Origin of the sequence: uncultured Senegalimassilia sp., assembly GCF_934630535.1 — a bacterium.
GTDB lineage: Bacteria > Actinomycetota > Coriobacteriia > Coriobacteriales > Eggerthellaceae > Senegalimassilia.
Window position 1 is genome coordinate 1 of record NZ_CAKTVU010000029.1, and the last position, 17,043, is coordinate 17,043.

11 protein-coding genes and 1 pseudogene are annotated in these 17,043 nt (G+C 64.6%); 4 read left to right on the forward strand and 8 right to left on the reverse strand.

Features of this window, described 5'->3' with window-relative positions; translation table 11 throughout:
- Positions 1-6,207: FctA domain-containing protein (locus Q0D52_RS09580; protein WP_294382444.1), on the forward strand; the 6,207-nt coding region annotated here is incomplete at its 5' end.
- Between the two features lie 241 nt (positions 6,208-6,448).
- Here the strand turns inward: Q0D52_RS09580 and Q0D52_RS09585 are convergent.
- From Q0D52_RS09585 to pxpB, 6 genes are all read right to left on the reverse strand, one after another.
- Positions 6,449-7,204, reverse strand: a complete 756-nt coding sequence (locus Q0D52_RS09585) for a 5-oxoprolinase subunit PxpA (protein WP_294382447.1) — start codon at positions 7,202-7,204, stop codon at positions 6,449-6,451.
- Positions 7,205-7,328: 124 nt separating this feature from the next.
- Positions 7,329-8,171, reverse strand: coding sequence for a putative hydro-lyase (locus tag Q0D52_RS09590; RefSeq protein WP_114620627.1), 843 nt, complete (start codon positions 8,169-8,171; stop codon positions 7,329-7,331).
- 21 nt (positions 8,172-8,192) lie between these two features.
- Complete coding sequence (accC, locus tag Q0D52_RS09595) at positions 8,193-9,548, reverse strand: acetyl-CoA carboxylase biotin carboxylase subunit (protein ID WP_294382449.1); 1,356 nt, start codon at positions 9,546-9,548, stop codon at positions 8,193-8,195.
- A gap of 15 nt (positions 9,549-9,563) precedes the next feature.
- The gene (gene accB / locus Q0D52_RS09600; RefSeq protein ID WP_294382452.1) at positions 9,564-10,094 is read right to left on the reverse strand and encodes an acetyl-CoA carboxylase biotin carboxyl carrier protein; all 531 of its coding nucleotides are present in this window, start codon (positions 10,092-10,094) and stop codon (positions 9,564-9,566) included.
- A gap of 9 nt (positions 10,095-10,103) precedes the next feature.
- Positions 10,104-11,237 carry a biotin-dependent carboxyltransferase family protein gene (locus tag Q0D52_RS09605; protein ID WP_294382455.1) on the reverse strand — a complete coding sequence of 378 codons (1,134 nt, stop codon included), beginning with the start codon at positions 11,235-11,237 and terminating at the stop codon, positions 10,104-10,106.
- 1 nt (position 11,238) lies between these two features.
- Positions 11,239-11,967, reverse strand: a complete 729-nt coding sequence (gene pxpB / locus Q0D52_RS09610) for a 5-oxoprolinase subunit PxpB (RefSeq protein WP_294382459.1) — start codon at positions 11,965-11,967, stop codon at positions 11,239-11,241.
- A gap of 260 nt (positions 11,968-12,227) precedes the next feature.
- Between pxpB and Q0D52_RS09615 the strand changes: the two genes are divergently transcribed.
- Positions 12,228-12,944 carry a sulfite exporter TauE/SafE family protein gene (locus Q0D52_RS09615; protein WP_294382462.1) on the forward strand — a complete coding sequence of 239 codons (717 nt, stop codon included), beginning with the start codon at positions 12,228-12,230 and terminating at the stop codon, positions 12,942-12,944.
- Between the two features lie 81 nt (positions 12,945-13,025).
- Here Q0D52_RS09615 and Q0D52_RS09620 read toward each other — a convergent pair whose 3' ends face one another.
- Positions 13,026-13,469: a universal stress protein gene (locus tag Q0D52_RS09620; RefSeq protein ID WP_294382464.1), complete on the reverse strand. Its 444-nt coding sequence runs from the start codon at positions 13,467-13,469 to the stop codon at positions 13,026-13,028.
- Positions 13,470-13,845: 376 nt separating this feature from the next.
- Here Q0D52_RS09620 and Q0D52_RS09625 point away from each other — a divergent pair, with 376 nt between their 5' ends.
- Positions 13,846-15,036 (forward strand): pyridoxal phosphate-dependent aminotransferase, encoded by a 1,191-nt coding sequence (locus tag Q0D52_RS09625; RefSeq protein WP_294382467.1) that lies wholly within the window; start codon positions 13,846-13,848, stop codon positions 15,034-15,036.
- 73 nt (positions 15,037-15,109) lie between these two features.
- Here the strand turns inward: Q0D52_RS09625 and Q0D52_RS09630 are convergent, their stop codons facing one another.
- Entirely contained in the window at positions 15,110-16,561 is a 1,452-nt protein-coding gene (locus tag Q0D52_RS09630; RefSeq protein WP_294382470.1) for a PLP-dependent aminotransferase family protein, read from the reverse strand.
- A 135-nt stretch (positions 16,562-16,696) separates the two neighbouring features.
- Here Q0D52_RS09630 and Q0D52_RS09635 point away from each other — a divergent pair.
- A pseudogene (locus Q0D52_RS09635) lies at positions 16,697-17,043 on the forward strand (pyridoxal 5'-phosphate synthase lyase subunit PdxS); the annotation flags it as partial.

The following is a 17,043-nucleotide window of genomic DNA, read 5'->3' on the forward strand; positions in this document are numbered from 1 at the left end:
GGCAAAGACGCCACGTTCTACAAGAGCGCGACCAATGCCGATGAGCTGAAGCACGTGTTCGACGACATCTCCAAGGAAATCTCGAAGGGCTCCGGCTATCCCACGAAGACGAGCGAAGGCTTCGAGCACGAAACCGGCTACATCGCCTTTGATGACCAGCTGGGCGATTACATGCAGGTGACCGACCTGTCCAAGCTCGTGTACGACGGAACGGTGTACGGCTGCAAGTCCAAGACCACGGACGGGAACGTCGACACCTACCATTTCAGCGGCGACGTGCATTCCGGTCTGGCCGCTGCCGACCTGAAAGACGTCGTGATCACCGTCACGCGTTCGGACAAACCTGCGGTGGGCGACAAGGTGCAGGTGAAGGTACCCGCGTCCTTGATCCCGCTGCGCAACTTCGCCATCGATTTGGCGAAGGACACCATGAGCGTCTCGAACACCACGCCGATCTCGGTGCTGTACTCCTCTGGCGTGAAGCCGGCAGCGCTCGATCTGCTGGAGAACCCCGATGACGCCATGAAGGCGTATATGGCGAAGAACACCGACTCCGAAACGGGCCAGGTGAACTTCTACGCCAACAAGTGGACCGGCGAGGAAACGGGCGACGCGGTCGCCACGTTCGAGCCGGCAACGGGCAATAGCTACTATTACTTCACGCAGGATACGCCCATCTACACCGATGAGGCATGCACCACGTCCGCGATGTCGGTGGAGAGCGGCTCTACGTACTACTACAAGCACAACTACTACGCCATGGAGGATGGCAAGCCCGTCGCGAAGACCGAGCATGTGTCCTTCCCCGGCGATGCCGCCGAGCAGGTCGAAGGCGCTATCGGCAAGGATTCCGCGGGTGCCTGCTATCTCAAGTCCGGCACGCCGCGTTTGACCTACATCAACGAGCTGCACAAGGTCAAGGAAGAGAACCGCACGGCAACGGCTACGGACGTGCTGAACCCGAAGTGGAGCGGCACCGAGCAGTCCTCCGCGGAAGCGCTGATCAACGCCTATCTGGGCAATAACGGCAAGCTGAGCATGGATGTGCCCGGCACGCTGACGGTGACGAAGCAGCTGCAGCTGCCCGATGGGTACAACGCGGCTGATTTCGCGGACGATTCCTTCGAGTTCACCATTGCGATGCAGGATGCCGCCGGCAAGAGCTTCAACGCCGTGGTGAAGAACGCGAACGGCCAGCAGCAGGGCAAAAAGTTCGTGCTGGCGTTCGGCCAGGACGGCCAGACGAAGCATTCCCTGAAGCCGGGCGAGACCCTGTACGTGTACGGGCTTTCCGCAGGCTGGGACTATAAGGTAAGCGAGACGCCGCGCGATGGCTTCAAGGCAGAGGCCGACGGTGCTGAGGGCAAGATCGCTGCTGGCGAGACGAGCACGGTAACGTATACGAACACGTATGCCGCATCCGGCACGCTGGATGGCGAGACGTACCTTAAGGGCGAGAAGAAGCTGACCGGTCGCGAGTGGTTGGCCGATGAATTCACGTTCATCATGAGGGATGCCGATATATCCGTTGAGGCACCGATGCCGTCGCCGCCGACCGATACCCTGGGCACCAGCAAGGGTGAGACGCGTGTTGTGGTAACGAGCAAAGACGCCAAGGAAGGCGACCCGGTGGGCTTCCATTTCGAGAGCATCGACTATACGAAGCCGGGCACGTACACGTACCAGATTTGGGAATCCGATGAGCCTAGCGCCTTGAAGCCCGGCGTGTATGCCTCCCAGGCGTTGTACCAGGTCGTCGTGACGGTAACCGACAAGAGCCACAACGGCAAGCTGACGGTGGAGTCCGTGATGACGAAGCTGAAGAGCGACGAGGGCGCGAAATGCGAGGAGCCCATCGAGAACAATACGGTGTCGTTTGTGAACAAGTACGATCCCGATGTGGTGGAGTGGGCCCCCAGCGGCACGAAGACGTATACGGACACGACGGGTGAGAACCCCCTTAGGCCGGATATGTTCCACGTGATCGTTCGCACGTACAATGCCGAGGCGCCTTTGCCCGATGGCGAAGTCGTGACGGGTACCGATCTCGCTCGCGGCGAATGGCGCGGTGTTGTGACCAGGGTCGAGGCGGGCGGCAACATTGCGTGGCCGCCGGCGAAGTACGAGAGCAAAGATCTTGACCCTGAGAAGCGCGCTGCCACCTTCGAGTACGAAATCCTCGAGGTGGTTAAGGTCGGCGATACATGGCTTGCTGCGAATGACTCTCAAGCGTTCGGTTCCCGCTTGCCTGGCATGGTGTACGACTCGACGGTATGGACCGCGAAGGTCGCCATCGAGGAAGATGGCGGCAATCTTGAGCTGAAGGGTGTCGAGTACTACGGAAACGACAGCGAAGGGCTGGAGCCCAGCACTGGGTTCCTCTTCAATAACTCTTATGAGCCTAAGCCTGCTGAGCTTAAGGGCGATACGGCGATTCGCGGCACCAAGGTGCTGACCGGCCGCGATATGGCGGAAGGCGAGAAGTTCGGCTTCAAGCTGAGCGCGGCCGATGAGGCTACGCAGAATGCTAAGCTCGCCGGCAACATCGTCATCCCGGAGGGTGCTGACGAAGCTGTGGTGAGCGGTGCGAAGGCGGGCGTTGAGACCACGTTCTCCTTCGGCGAGATGACGTTCAGCAAGCCTGGCACGTATTCGTTCGCGGTGCAGGAGAACGAGTACTGCGGCAAGGGTCTTGACGCACCAGGCGCCGCAACCGGCGGCATCGTGTTCGACCGTCATGTCCACAAGGTTACGGTCAAGGTGGCCGATAACCACAGCGGAAAGCTGATCGCCGAGGTGAGCTACGACAACGGGCCGGCGAACTTCGTGAACGAGTACAAGCAGAAGAAGCAGTTCTCCGGCATCACCGTCCAGAAGACGCTGAACGGCCGCGACATGGCAGCCGATGAGTTCTCCTTCAGCATCCACGGGGTGGATAAGGAAGGCGCGGTTGCCGCCGCCGAGGCCGAAGATCGCTTGGCGGATACCGACCTCAGCTTCACCAACGCTGCGCGCGCCGATGGCGCCGCGTGCGAAATGGCGAAGATGCAGGGCGTCAAGTTCACGCAGGCTGATATCGGCAAGACGTTCGCATACGAAGTGCGCGAGGTCGTGCCTGCTGAAGGCGATCGCAAACCCGGCGTCACCTACGACGACAGCGTGCATACGCTCGAGATCACGGTGGGCATGAGCGACGATGCCGACAAGCATCTGACGCTAACCACCAAGCTGGATGGGGAGGTTGTTGATCATGCGACCGAGCCCGTGGCTGTGGCGTTCGTGAACGGCTATGAGGCCGATTCGACCAGCTACGACACCGCCACCGCCGGCCTGAACAAGGTGCTCGAGGGCCGCGATTGGATCGATTCCGATGAGTTCACGTTCGAGCTGAAGGCGCTCGATGGCGGTCCGCTGCCCAAGGGCGCTGTTGGTCCCGATGTGGCCTACATGACGGTGACCAAGGCGAACGCGGAGAGCTTCGGATTCGGCGAGATCGAGTTCAAGTCCAAAATGCTGGGGGACGCGCCCGACCATAAGCGCACGTTCACCTACGAGGTGCGCGAGGTCGTGCCCGCTGACGGCCATAAGCTGCCGGGCATCCAGTACGACGGCAACGTGGCCACCATCAAGGTGACGGTGTCCGACGATGGCTCTGGCAAGCTCAAGGCCTCTGCAGTTGCGGAGAACGTCACGTTCGTGAATCGCTACGCTGCTGAAATCGATTACACGGCGGCGGGTGGCCTGAACGTGGCCAAGACCCTGACCGGCCGCGATATGGCCGAGGGACAGTTCAAGATCAAGGTGACCCCTGGCGATGAGGCGTCGGCGTATGTGCTGGGCCTGCCGCTGGAGGGCGCTGAGATCGCCATGCCCGCAGCTGCCGACGGCGTGCAAGCCGTGAAGTCCGTGCTGGGTGATCGGCAAGTGGTGCTAAGCCAGAGTGACGTGGGCAAGCCGTATACCTATAAGGTTGCCGAGGTTCAGGCAACGGTCGATGGCTATACCTACGACACGACGGAGTACACGGTAACGGTGATGGTCTGGGACAACCCGGAGAAGGCCGCGTTGACGGTCACCACCGAGGTTGCCGGACCTGAGGGCATCAAGACGTACGTGTACGGCGCGGATCCGTCTGCTGCCGGCACGGGCCCCGCAGTGGTTCCCTTCGCCAACACGTATGCCGCCTCCACCGATAACCCGGGCGGTACGGCCGCTCAGGTGACGGCGACCAAGGCGCTCACGGGACGTCCGCTTTCCGCCGACGAGTTCACCTTCGCGGTGAAGTACGCAGCGGGCGGGGACGACCTGCGGACGGCTGAGAACGCGGCCGATGGCACCGTGACGTTCGACGGCCTGCATTACACCACCGAGATGCTTGAGGGCTTGGTGAAGGACGGCAACGCCTCCAAGACCTCCGACAAGGGCGTCACCTCGTGGACGGTGAGCTACCTGGCTTACGAGAAGACCGACGGTCTGCCCCAGGGCGTCACGGCGCAGACGCAGCCGATCCCGTTCACGGTGACGGTCGTCGATAACGGCGACGGCTCGCTTACGGCAACGGCGAACTTGGGCGACGGCCTGAAGTTTAAGAACACGTACTCCACGGGCGACCCGGTGCAGGTGGGCCTGACCGGTATGAAGATGCTGCAGGCGGCACCCGGGCTTGAACCGGCCTCCATCGAGGGCAAGTTCACCTTCACGGTGACCTCCGACGATGCGGCGGCCCCCATGCCCGAACGCACCACCGCCAAGAACGCGGCGAACGGCAGCGTGGACTTCGGCACCATCGAGTTCACGTTGGACGACCTCAACCGCGCCCTGGGCGTGAACGACCAGACGGCTACCGCGGATGCCGACAAGGCCGAAGCGGATGCCGCGAAGGCCGCCGATGCCGATGCATCGAAGGCCGTCGCAGACGCCGGCAAGGCCGCCACGGATGCCGATAACGCTTCCGCCCAGGCAGCCGACGGCGGCGACAAGCCCGCTGCCGCTGACCAGGGCAATAAGCCCGCGGCAAGCGACGGGCAGGGTGCGGGTGCCGTAGCGGCTCCCGATACCGATAGCGGCACGGTTGACGAGGTTGCCCCCGGCAACCAGCCGGCCGACCAGCCGGCGAGCCCGGAGCCCGAGTCCGGCAAGCCCCGTTCCCACGTGTTCACCTATAAGGTGACGGAGAGCGGTTCCGTGCCCGGCGTGATCAACGATGCCGCAGCGACCAAGACGGTCAGCTTCAAGGTGACCGACGACGGCAACGGCAAGCTGACGGTCGAGCGCCAGGGTGCCGCAGCTAACCTGGCGTTCTCCTTCACCAACACCTACACGGTGGAGCCCGCTAGCTCCAGCGTGACCGATCAGGTGACGGTGACCAAGACGCTGACGGGCCGCGATATGGCCGCCGGCGAGTTCGCGTTCGAGCTGCTCGAGCGCGGAGATGTGGTAGCGACCGGAACTAACGCCGCCGACGGCAGCGTGGCGCTGAGCCCGGTGGAGTACACGTATCCCGGCACGCATCGCTACACGTTGCACGAGGTCGGGGGCGGCACCGTCGCCAACGGCGTGACCTACGACGGCGCGACGTACACCGTGGTCACCACGGTGGAGGACAACGGCGACGGCACGCTCAGCGTGACCCATGCGCTGGAAGGCGCGCGCGAGGCGACCTTCGCCAACGCCTACCAGGCAGCGCCCACGACCGTGACCATCGGCGCCTCCAAGACGCTGGTGGGCAAGAACCTTGAGGACGGGCAGTTCACGTTCGTGCTGACCGCGGCCGACGGCACCGAGCTTAAGGCGAAGAACGCCGCTGACGGCAAGATCGCCTTCCCGGCGCTGACGTTCGACAAGCCCGGCACATACGAGTTCGCGCTCACCGAGTTTGACGATGCGCAGGCGAACGTGACGTACGACAAGCGCGTGTACAAGGTGACCGTGACGGTCGTCGATGACGGGCTCGGCCACCTGAGCGCAACGGTGGCAGGCGATGCCGACGTGCTCGCGTTCACGAACACGTACACCGAGCCTCCGACGCCTGCGCAGCCCACGCAGCCTGGCGGCAAGACCTTCACGCCGAGCGGGTTGGTCGGCAAGGTGCTGACGCAGACGGGCGACGACAAGCTTGCCCTGGTCCTGCCGCTTGCGGCAGTGGCCTTGGCGGGCGCGGCGTCCATCGCGGCGCTGTGCATCATGCGCCGTCGCGGCAAGCGCTAGCGCAGTCGCTTCCGGCGAAGGCCGGATAGGGAAACCCGCTGCCGCACCTGCGTAGGGCGGCGGCGGGATGCAAGAAGAGGGCCGGGTTGATACCCGGCCCTCTTCGCGTTTCGTTATGTTTGTGCGTTGTCGCGGCGCTGCGGTTGGCGGCGCCGCTGCTCGGCCCTGCGGTTGCCTTACGATGCTACGTTGCGCGGCGTTGCGGCAGCTCCGCGCCGCCGCCTCGCGCGCGTCCCCGTTGCTACACGGGCTTCACCTCGACGCCGGCCTCGGTCAGCGCGGTGTGGATCTTGCCGGCGAACTCGAGCGCGTGCACGTTGTCGCCGTGGATGCAGATGGTGTCGGGCTTCACGGTGATGAGCTTGCCCGATGCCGACTCGATGGCGCCCTCCTTCACGGCGCGCACCACGCGCGCCACGGCGAAGTCCTCGTCGGTGATGACGGCGTCGGGGAGCTTGCGCGACACCAGCAGGCCCTCGTCGGTGTAGTTGCGGTCAGCGAAGAACTCCTGTGCGGTGCGGATGCCCTCCGCCTGGCCAGCGCGGATGAGCTCGCTGTTCGCCAGACCCACCAGCACCAGGTCCAGGTTGGCGTCCTTCACGGCAGCGGCCACGGCTTGCGCAAGCTCCGGGTCCACGGCGGCGCGGTTGTACAGCTGGCCGTGCGGCTTCACGTGGTGCATGCGCGCGCCGGCGGCGTGGCAGAAGGCTTGCAGCGCGCCGATCTGATACAGGATGTAGTCGTATGCCTCATCGGGCGACATGGCGATGTCGCGGCGGCCGAAGCCCTGCAGGTCGGGGTAGCCCGGGTGCGCGCCCACGGCAACGCCCGCATCGGCGGCAAGCTTAACGGTGCGGCGCATGACCGCCGGGTCGCCGGCGTGCATGCCGCACGCCACGTTGACGCTGGAAACCAGCGGGATGACCTGATCGTCAAGCCCGAGCGTGTATCGCCCGAAGCTTTCCCCCAGGTCGGAGTTGAGATCGATGCTCGGCATGTTCAACACTTCCATTTCCATATACATGAGCGTGCGCGGTTGCGGCATGCCGCAACCGCGCACGGCGTCGGTTCGGGTTGTTCTCCCTCGGGCAAGCCTCAGGCGAATCGGGGCGATAGCCCGGCTAGCCCTTCAGGTCCACGTTCTTGGTGTCCGTGATCAGCATGTAACCGGGGGCGTGCGTGATGGCGAACGGCGGCTTGCTGTTCATGACGATGGACTGCGGGGTGACGCCGCATGCCCAGAACACCGGCACCTCGCCGGGGTTGATGTCCACCGGGTCGCCGAAGTCGGGCTTGGCGATGTCCTTGATGCCGATGACGGAGGGGTCGCCGATATGCACGGGCGCGCCGTGCACCTTCGGGATGGCGCCGGAGATCTGCACCGCCTTCACCACCTGGTCATAGGGGATGGGGCGCATGCTGACCACCGTGTTGCCGCTCATGGAGCCGGCCGGCTCGCACGCCAGGTTGGTAAGGTACATGGACACGTTGCGGCCCTGCGTGTTGTGACGCATCTCGATGCCCGCCTCGATCAGCTCGCTCTCGAAGCTGAACGAGCAGCCGATGATGAACGCCACCAGGTCGTCGCGCCAGTAGTCCACCACGTCGTCGACCTCGTCCACCATGACGCCGTCCTTGTAGATGCGGTATCCGGGGAAGTCGGTGGCCACGTCGCAGTCCTTCGCGCAGATGTGCGTCATGCGCTCGCCCACCTCGGTGACCTCCAGGATGGGGCAGGGCTTGGGGTTGCGCTGCGCGAACAGCAGGAAATCATAGGCCTGCTCGCGCGGCAGGATGATCAGGTTCGCCTGCGCGTAACCCGGGCACAGGCCGCTCGTGGGGGCGGCGAACTTGCCTTCGCGGATCAGATGGCGCGCCTCGGCGGGCGTGGCGTGGAGCATCTGCTCCCACACCTCGGCGTCGACGCCTTCGGGCTTTGCAGGTACCGGCATTTCGATTCCCATAACGCTTCCTTTCTTCGATCCCTACACTTCGCCTGCAAGGAACTGCTCGATGAAGCCCGTGTCGGCCAGGCCGGCGCGGAACGTCTCGTTCTCCATGATGGCGTATTGGAAGTCAAGGTTGGTGTTCACGCCCACGACCACCATCTCCTCGAGCGCGGTGCGCATCTTGGCGATGGCCTCGGTGCGGTTGCGGCCCTGCACGATGATCTTGGCGATCATGGAATCGTAGTACGGCGAGATCTCGAAGCCGTCGTAGGCTGCGGTGTCAACGCGCACGCCGTTGCCGCCGGGCAGGTGCATCTGCGAGATGGTGCCGGGGCTGGGCATGAAGTTCTTCTCGGGCGTTTCGGCGTTGATGCGGCACTCGATGGCGTGCCCGCGTAGCGTGATGTCGTCCTGAGTGAAGGACAGCGGCTCGCCGGCGGCCACGCGGATCATCTCGCCCACCAGGTCGGTGTGCGTGACCATCTCGGTGACGCAGTGCTCCACCTGGATGCGCGTGTTCATCTCCATGAAGTAGTAGTTGCGCTCGGCGTCCATCAGGAACTCGATGGTGCCGGCGGACGTGTAGCCCACGGCGCGCGCGGCCTTCACGGCGTCGTCCATCATGCGGCGGCGCAGGCCCTCGTCGGCGTCCAGCAGCGGGCTGGGGCTTTCCTCTATCATCTTCTGGTGGTTGCGCTGCACGCTGCAGTCGCGCTCGCCTAAGGCCACCACGTTGCCGTGGTTGTCGGCGATGATCTGCACCTCCACGTGGCGCGGGTTCTGCACGGCGCGCTCCAGGTACATGGTGTTGTCGCCGAAGGCGTTGACGCTTTCGCGCTGGGCGATGTTGAACATGTCGGCGAAGTCCTCTTCGCTCTCCGACACGCGCATGCCCTTGCCGCCGCCGCCCGACGACGCCTTGATCATGATGGGCCAGCCGATGGTGCGGGCCTGCTCAAGGGCCACGTCGACGTCGTGGACGCCCTTCTTCGTGCCGGGCACCACGGGCACGCCGGCATCCATCATGGTGCGACGGGCCTGGCTTTTGTTGCCCATGCGGTCGATGACCTCGGGCGTGGGGCCGATGAACACGATGTCGTTGTCGCGGCACAGCTTGGCGAATGTGGAGTTCTCGGACAGGAAGCCGTAGCCGGGGTGGATGGCGTCGGCGCCCGTGCCCTGGGCCGCTGCCAGGATGGCGGTGGTGTTCAGGTACGAATCGCGCGCCGGCGCGGGGCCGATGCACACGGCCTCGTCGGCCAGGTAGGTGTGCAGCGCGTGGCGGTCGGCCGTGGAGTACACGGCAACCGTCTTGATGCCCATGGCGCGGCATGCGCGGATAATGCGCACGGCTATCTCGCCGCGGTTGGCTATGAGGATCTTGTTGAACATGGGGCTCGCCTGGCCTTACGCGTTCGCGCCGGTGGAGATGCGGAACAGCGGCTGGTCGTACTCGACCTGCGTGCCGTTGGCCGCCAGCACCTCGGTGATGATGCCCGGCGCGGGAGCCGTGATCTCGTTCATCATCTTCATGGCTTCCACGATGGCCAGCGTCTGGCCGGTCAGCACCTCCTGGCCCACCTTCACGAACGGGTCCTCGTCGGGGCTGGGGCCGGCGTAGAACGTACCGACCATGGGGCTGCGGACCACGCTGGCGTCGTCGTCGCCGGCCACGGGCGCGCTTGCGGCGCCGGCCACCACGCCGGTGGCGTCCTCGCGGGCGTTGAGCAGCTGGCCGACGCGCTCGGCCATGAGGGGCAGGGCGGCGCCGGACAGCGCGCCGGCGGCGGGCTTGCGCTCGAGCTCGATCTCCACCTGGCCGTCCTTGAAGCGCAGGGCCGTCAGGTCGCCCTCGTCCATGATGCTGAGGAGGTCGAGGATGTTCTCGCGGCGCTGCTTCATGGCGTCGGCGGTGCCGTTGGTTTCGTTCGTGGTCATGGGGTGCTCCTATCGGTTCGACTCGCTTGCGGGCTGCTCTGCGGGCTGCAAGCGTTGTTGCTCGGTTTTGCTCAGTTCGATCCACAGCTTCTGGCTGCCGGATGCGTGCGCGCGGGCCTGCGCTTCCAGGATGGGCGTCAGCCTTCGCGCCGTCCTTCGCGGCGAGACGCCGCCGTAGCAGGGGCGCCTGACTATCTTGGCGAGCGCCTCCATGCGGCGCGCCTCCTGGCGGTACAGGTCCTGCGCCTGCTGCACGGTGACGGGGGCGAAGCGGATGACGCGGCCCGGCGTGCACTGCACCAGCTTGGGCAGGTCGACGCTGCAGACGGTGCCGATTTTGGCGTAGCCGCCTGTGGTCTGGCGGTCGGAGAGCATGATGATGGGGCGGCCGTCGGCGGGGATCTGCACGGCGCCCAGCGCGATGCCGTCCGAGATGATGTCGCTGCCGTTCACCGTTTCGATCTCAGGGCCGTCCAGGCGGAATCCCATGCGGTCGCAGCGGCTGGTGGTGGTGTAGGCCTGGCCGTAGAAGGTGTCCACGCCGTCTTGCGTGAACATGTCCTCCTGCGGGCCGGGCACCACGCGCAGCGTGATCTCGGGGTCGTCGAAGCCGTAGAACGCGTCATCGCGGTCGACGGTATGCGAGCCCAGGTTGGGGATGAAATCGATGTTGCGCGTGCAGAACGGCAGGTAATCGCCGGTGATGAGCGCGCGGCCCTTCCATCCGCCGATGCCGCACTTCAGGTTGGTCGAGCGGCTGCCCATGACCTCGGGCGCGTTGATCGATCCGCCCGCGATGGCCAGGTAGCCGTACATGCCCGTTTTCGGGGCGCCGAAGGCCAGCACGCTGCCGCGGTGCACGGCCAGCGCGGTGTACATGGGCGCGGGGCGGCCGTCGAGCGTGGGGCGGAAATCGCCGCCGGTGATGGCGACGTAGGTGCTGGTGGTGAAGCGAAGCGTTGGCCCGGCCAGGCAGAACTCCAGGACGGGGGCGTCGGGGTCGTTGTCGACCAGCAGGTTGGCGGTGTGCAACGCGCGGGTGTCCATGACGCCTGACGGGCTGAAGCCGCTGCCCAGGAAACCGGTGCGGCCCCGGTCCTGCACGGTGGTCAGGATGCCGGGTTTGATGGCGGTGACTCCCATGCTAGGCCTCCTCTACGATAACGTCGCACTCATAGCCGCCTGCGGCGATTTGCGCCTCGATGGCGTCGTACTGCTTCTGCGTGATGGGCTGGAAGCGAAGGTACTCGCCGGCGCGGTACAGGATGGGCTGGGCGCGCTCGGGGTCGTACGGGCGCACGGGGCTGCGGCCGATGATCTGCCAGCCTCCGGGGCTTGCCAGCGGGTAGATGCCAGTCTGCGCGCCGCCGATGCCCACGCTGCCCGCGGGAATCTCGGTGCGAGGCACGGAAAGGCGAGGCGTGTGCAGTCGCGGGTCCAGGCCGCCCAGGTAGGCGAAGCCGGGCAGGAAGCCCAGCATGTCGATGAGGTAGTCGTGCCCGCAGTGCAGGCTGATGACCTCCTGCTCGGACATGCCGGCATGGTGCATCACGGTGGGCATGTCGGGGCCGAACTCCCCGCCGTAGCAGACGGGGATGACCACGATGCGCTTCACGCCCGCCTCGGCGGCGGTCAGGTTGCGCAGCTTGCCCTGCACGCGCTGGCACAGCTCGTCGTAGCCGATGACGCACGGGTCGTAGGTGACCATGAGCGAGCAGAACGTGGGCACCAGCTCGGTGACCCCGGGGATGGGGTCGTCGGTGAGCGTCTGCGCGGCAACGCGGATCATGCCGCTGGTTTGCGGCGATATGGTTTTGGCGAACTCCAAGTTGATAGCGGAGTCGCCAGCGATGGTGATGTTGAATCCAGCCACTGTTCCCCTATGCTTTCGGATTGCGTACCTGCCTATGGTAGATGATGTTTCCCCTCATGCTAAGGCAATTAGCCGCAAAAAGGCATTTTGGTAATATACTTGCAACCTATTTCATGGATAACGATGAAGCCGCGGAAACGCGGCAAAAGGCGCGGCTGCGCGGGTGGGTATTCCGGTTTGCGGGAAGGTCGATTCCGCTATCTTGGAGTGCTTGCGGCGTCGTCTCGCCGATTGCAAGATAACGGGAGCGAGGGTCTCTGTTGGTTAAGAACGTCATATTCCTGGCGGTGTTTTTGTTCGGCTACACCGTGCAGGCCATCACCGGCTTCGCCGGCAACATCTTCTGCATGCCGGTGGGCACGCTCACGCTGGGGCTGCAAAGCTCGGTGTCCATTTTGAACGCCACGGGCTTTCTTGCCTGCACGGTGTTGGCGGTGCTGAACATCCGCAGCATCCACTGGCGCGAGCTCGGCAAGATCGTGGGCGTCATGCTGCCGTTCGTGGCGTTGGGCGCCTGGCTTGACTCCGTGGTGCCGTTGCATGCGTTGCTGAAGATATACGGCTTGGTCATCCTTGCCGTGGGCATCAAGAACCTCGTGCAGCGCAAGCAATCGTTCCTGCCGGAGTGGGCGTTGTGGGGCGTGTTGGCGGCGGCGGGCCTGATCCAGGGCATGTTCGTTTCCGGCGGCGCGCTGCTGGTCATCTACGCGGTGCAGAAGCTCACGGACAAGGAGCAGTTCCGTGCCACGCTGTCGGCGGTGTGGTCCATCCTCAACCTGCTGTACGCCGGTGTGCAGCTGTGCCAGGGGCACTTCACCCACGAAGTGTGGATCATGGTGCTGTGCTGCATCCCGCTCATCGTGCTGGCCACGGTGGTCGGCGGCAAGCTTGCCAAGCGCATCAGCCAGGAGCGCTTCCTGAAGCTGACGTATGTGCTGCTGCTGGTCATCGGCACCGTTTTGCTGATTACGTCGTAGTTTCGTATCTCGAAACGAAAAGCGGGGGCCGGTGGCCCCCGCTTTCGCGTTCATGCTTGTTTTGCCGTTGGCTTTGCGCGGTTAGTCCTGCTTGACCACCAGCACGTCGCAGCGGACGTTGCGGATGAGGTACGTGGAAACGCTGCCCACGAACACGTACTTGATGTTGCTCAGGCCGCGCTCGCCGCAAATGACCAGGTCGGGCTCGTTGGGCTCGATGAGCTGCTTCTGCAGCGTGTCGGTGATGCGGCCGGCACGGACGAGCAGCTGCACGGAGGGGATGTCGGCGTTGTTGCGGGCCTTCTCCAGAAGGTCGGCCAGGTCGGTCTCGATGCGGATCTTGCCTTCGTTGCACAGAAGCTCGAAGTCGACGCCCGAGGCCTCATAGGGCACGGAGTCGATGACGTGACCGAACGTGAGCTCTGCGTTCTCTTCCTCCGCCAGGGCGATGGCGCGTTCCATGACCGCTCGCTGGGTGGATGCGCCGTCGAGTGCTGCGAAGATGCGCTTGTAACCGAAAGCCATGATAACCCCTTTCGTTGTGCGCGGCGCTTGGGCGCCTGCGCGGATGTTTTCAGGTCGGCTCGAGCGTGTGCCACGAGATCACGCGCCCGTGTTCTGGGGTTATTGTACCGCAATGTGCGCCCGCCGGCGGTGACGGTTTGCTTTCGGCCCAAGGTGCTGCCCCGGGGTTTTTCGGTGGGGAAGCGGGGTGTGCTCAGGCGGGCTGCGCGCGGCTTCTGCCGATGGCCTTTGCCGGCGAGCTTGTCCGAAATGCGGTTTTCGTGCTCCGGCTAACTTTGTTGGTTGCCGCGCGGGCGGCAACGCGGTGCGAAAGTGCTAATCTGGACGGCGAACTTATCATCGTGCGTTATGCGCACCGGCATGCAAGGAGCACCTTATGATCGACGAAAGAATGTATGGCCTGGGAAATGCGCCCTCTGCGATCCGCGAGCTGTTCGCCTACGGTTTGAAGCGCAAGGCCGAGATCGGCGAGGACAAGGTGTTCGACTACTCCATCGGCAACCCCAGCGTGCCCGCGCCGCAGAAGGTGGCCGACACCATCGAGGAGCTCATGAAGCTGCCGCCGGTCGAGCTGCACGCGTATTCCCCCGCCGCCGGCATCCCCGCCGTCCGCCAGACCATCGCCGACAGCATCGCTCGCCGCTACGGCATCCCGGCGAAGGCTGGCCGCGTGTACATGACGGTGGGTGCCGCCGCATCCATCGCCATCAGCCTGGGCGCCGTCACCAACGCCGGCGACGAGGTCATCGTCCCCAGCCCGTACTTCCCCGAGTACAAGGTGTGGATCGAGACCATGGGCTGCTCCATCGTCGAGGTGCCCACGCAGGTTCCCAGCTTCCAGCTTGACGTGGAGGCCATGGGCGCTGCCATCAACGAGAAGACCGCGGCCGTCATCATCAATTCGCCGAACAACCCGGTGGGCGCGGTGTACACGCGCGAGAACCTGGAGGCGCTGGCAGCCATGCTGGAGGCGAAGAGCGCCGAGATCGGCCGCCCGATCTACCTGATCAGCGACGAGCCGTATCGCGAGATCACCTACGGTGTGGAGGTTCCCTACGTTCCCACCATCTATCCTCGTACTTTGGTGTGCTATTCGTATTCCAAGGCGCTCAGCCTGCCGGGCGAGCGCGTCGGCTACGTGTACGTTTCCGACACCATGGATGCCGAAGAGGCCGACCGTGTGTTCTTCGCCGTCGCCGGCGCGGGCCGCGCGCACGGTTACATCTGCGCGCCGGTGCTGTTCCAGCGCGTCGCCGCGGCGTGTGTCGACGAGCCGTCCGACGTGGAGGCGTATGCCACCAACCGTCGCATCCTGACCAAGGCTCTGGACGAGATGGGCTACGAGTACGTGCAGCCCGACGGCGCGTTCTACCTGTGGGTTCGCGCGCTTGAGCCCGATGCCCAGGCGTTCAGCGACCGTGCGAAGCAGCATGAGCTGCTCATCGTGCCTTCCGATAGCTTCGGCGTCCCGGGTTGGGTGCGCATGAGCTACTGCATCGCCCGCGAGACCATCGAGAACAGCCTGCCGGCGCTGAAGGCGCTCAAGGAGTCTTACGACGCCGAGTAGCGTTTGCTTGATTTTGCGGTAGAGGCGCGAGCCGGGTGGGGAGCCCGGCTCGCGCTTTTTTGCGTTTGGTGCCCTATGCCCAGGCGCTTGCGAGGGCGTTAGCGACGGCGGGGGCTTTTTCGGCAGAGACGCTGTCGCTTCGCAGGATAAAACGCGCGAGGGGTGCGCCTACCATGCTTGCTGTGCTTGCCTGCGGCTCGGTGCCGGTCGGGGTCGCGCTTGGTGAAGCCGCGCCGGCGAAGCTCGACAGCGGGGCGATGCGGATGCCGGCGGCTTCGGCCGCGACGGCAAGCTCGCGCTCGCCTCGTTCGCTTTCCAGCTGCATGATGAAATGCAGGCCGTCGTTGAGCCCGGCAAACGCAACCCGTTCCCTGAAGGCTTCGCGCAAGGCGTTGACCAGGGCATCCTGCGTTTTGCGCGCGTGGGTGCGCAAGCGGTTCACGTGGCGGTCGTAATGCCCCTGCTCGATGAAGCGAGCCAGTGCCAGCTGGTCGAGCGGGCTGACGGTGCTCGCGTAGAAGCCGAGCTGTTCGCGGAAGCGCTGCGCCAGCTGCGGCGGCAGCACCAGGTACGCCATGCGAAACGCCGCGCCCAAGCTTTTGGCGAACGAATTGAGGTACAGCACGCGCTCGGCGACGTCGATGCCGAACAGCGAGGGGATGGGCCGCCCTGCCATGCGGAACTCCGAGTCGTAGTCGTCTTCGATCAGGTAGCGATCGCCTTCGCGCGCCCAGTTCAGCAGCTCGCGGCGTCGAGCCGCCGTGGTGACGATCCCCGTGGGGAACTGGTGCGACGGCATGATGTGGGCGACCGATGCGCCGGAGGCTTCCAGGGCTGCTACGTTGATGCCGGAATCGTCCAGCCTGATATGCGCCACCTGCGCGTCCTGTTGCTCGTACATGCGTGTGAGCAGGGGATATCCAGGGTCTTCCACCGCGTAGCGCCTCGTGCGCCCCAGCAGCTGCACCAACAGTTGATAGAGCGTTTGCGATCCGGCGCCTATGACCACCTGGTCGGGCGACACGTCCATCCCACGATACTGTCGCAGGTGGTCGGCGATGGTGCTTCGCAGTTCGGGCGACCCCGCTGCAGAAGCGGCCTCGGCAAGCGATGCCGCCGATTCGTCCGAGAGCGTCCGCCGGACGGCTTTCGCCCAAGCGGAGTAGGGGAGTATGGTGGTCGCCAGCGTGCTGTGCGTGAAATCCGCGAGTAGCGGCGCGTTGAACGGCGTGTTTTGCGGGTGGGGTGCGGCGCCGGTTGGTGGGGCGGCGTGGGCGGCGGGCGCAAGCTCGCATGCATAGTAACCGCAGCGTTCGCGTGAGCGGATGTAGCCCTCGGCGGTGAGCTGGTCGTATGCGGCCTCGATCGTGATCAGACTGACACCCAGTTGCTTCGCAAGCGCGCGTTTCGATGGCAGTTTTTGCCCAGGTTCGATTCCCCCGTGTGCGATATCGTGGCGGATGCAGCGATACAGGTATTCGTAAAGGCTCAGGTCACCGCGCGATTCCATATCATAGAAGAACACTTGTTCGCCACCACTTTCCCCGATTGTTTCACGTGGAACATCTGGTCATATAAAAAGAAATAGTTTTGGGCATACTACCATAACCAGATGAAGCGTAACCTTCGGGCATTCACATTCTTAGAGAAGGAGTAGGAAATGACCGAGCCTCAAACCGCCGAAGAGCGCGTTGCCCTGAACCGCCAGCTTGCCCAGATGCTGAAGGGCGGCGTCATCATGGATGTCACCACGCCCGAGCAGGCGCACATCGCCGAGCAGGCGGGTGCTTGCGCCGTCATGGCGCTCGAGCGCATCCCCGCCGACATCCGCGCCGCCGGCGGCGTGTCCCGCATGAGCGACCCGAAGATGATCAAGGGCATTCAGGAGGCCGTGTCCATCCCGGTTATGGCCAAGTGCCGCATCGGCCACTTCGTGGAGGCCCAGGTGCTGCAGGCCATCGACATCGACTACATCGACGAGTCCGAGGTGCTGTCCCCGGCCGACGA

Bases quoted from the DNA above. Each gene is read 5' to 3' on its own strand.
- accB (WP_294382452.1), bottom strand. From the start codon at position 10,094: ATGACCACGAACGAAACCAACGGCACCGCCGACGCCATGAAGCAGCGC.
- Q0D52_RS09590 (WP_114620627.1), bottom strand. From the start codon at position 8,171: ATGGGAATCGAAATGCCGGTACCTGCAAAGCCCGAAGGCGTCGACGCC.
- accC (WP_294382449.1), bottom strand. From the start codon at position 9,548: ATGTTCAACAAGATCCTCATAGCCAACCGCGGCGAGATAGCCGTGCGC.
- Q0D52_RS09625 (WP_294382467.1), top strand. From the start codon at position 13,846: ATGATCGACGAAAGAATGTATGGCCTGGGAAATGCGCCCTCTGCGATC.
- Q0D52_RS09585 (WP_294382447.1), bottom strand. From the start codon at position 7,204: ATGCCGAGCATCGATCTCAACTCCGACCTGGGGGAAAGCTTCGGGCGA.
- Q0D52_RS09605 (WP_294382455.1), bottom strand. From the start codon at position 11,237: ATGGGAGTCACCGCCATCAAACCCGGCATCCTGACCACCGTGCAGGAC.
- Q0D52_RS09620 (WP_294382464.1), bottom strand. From the start codon at position 13,469: ATGGCTTTCGGTTACAAGCGCATCTTCGCAGCACTCGACGGCGCATCC.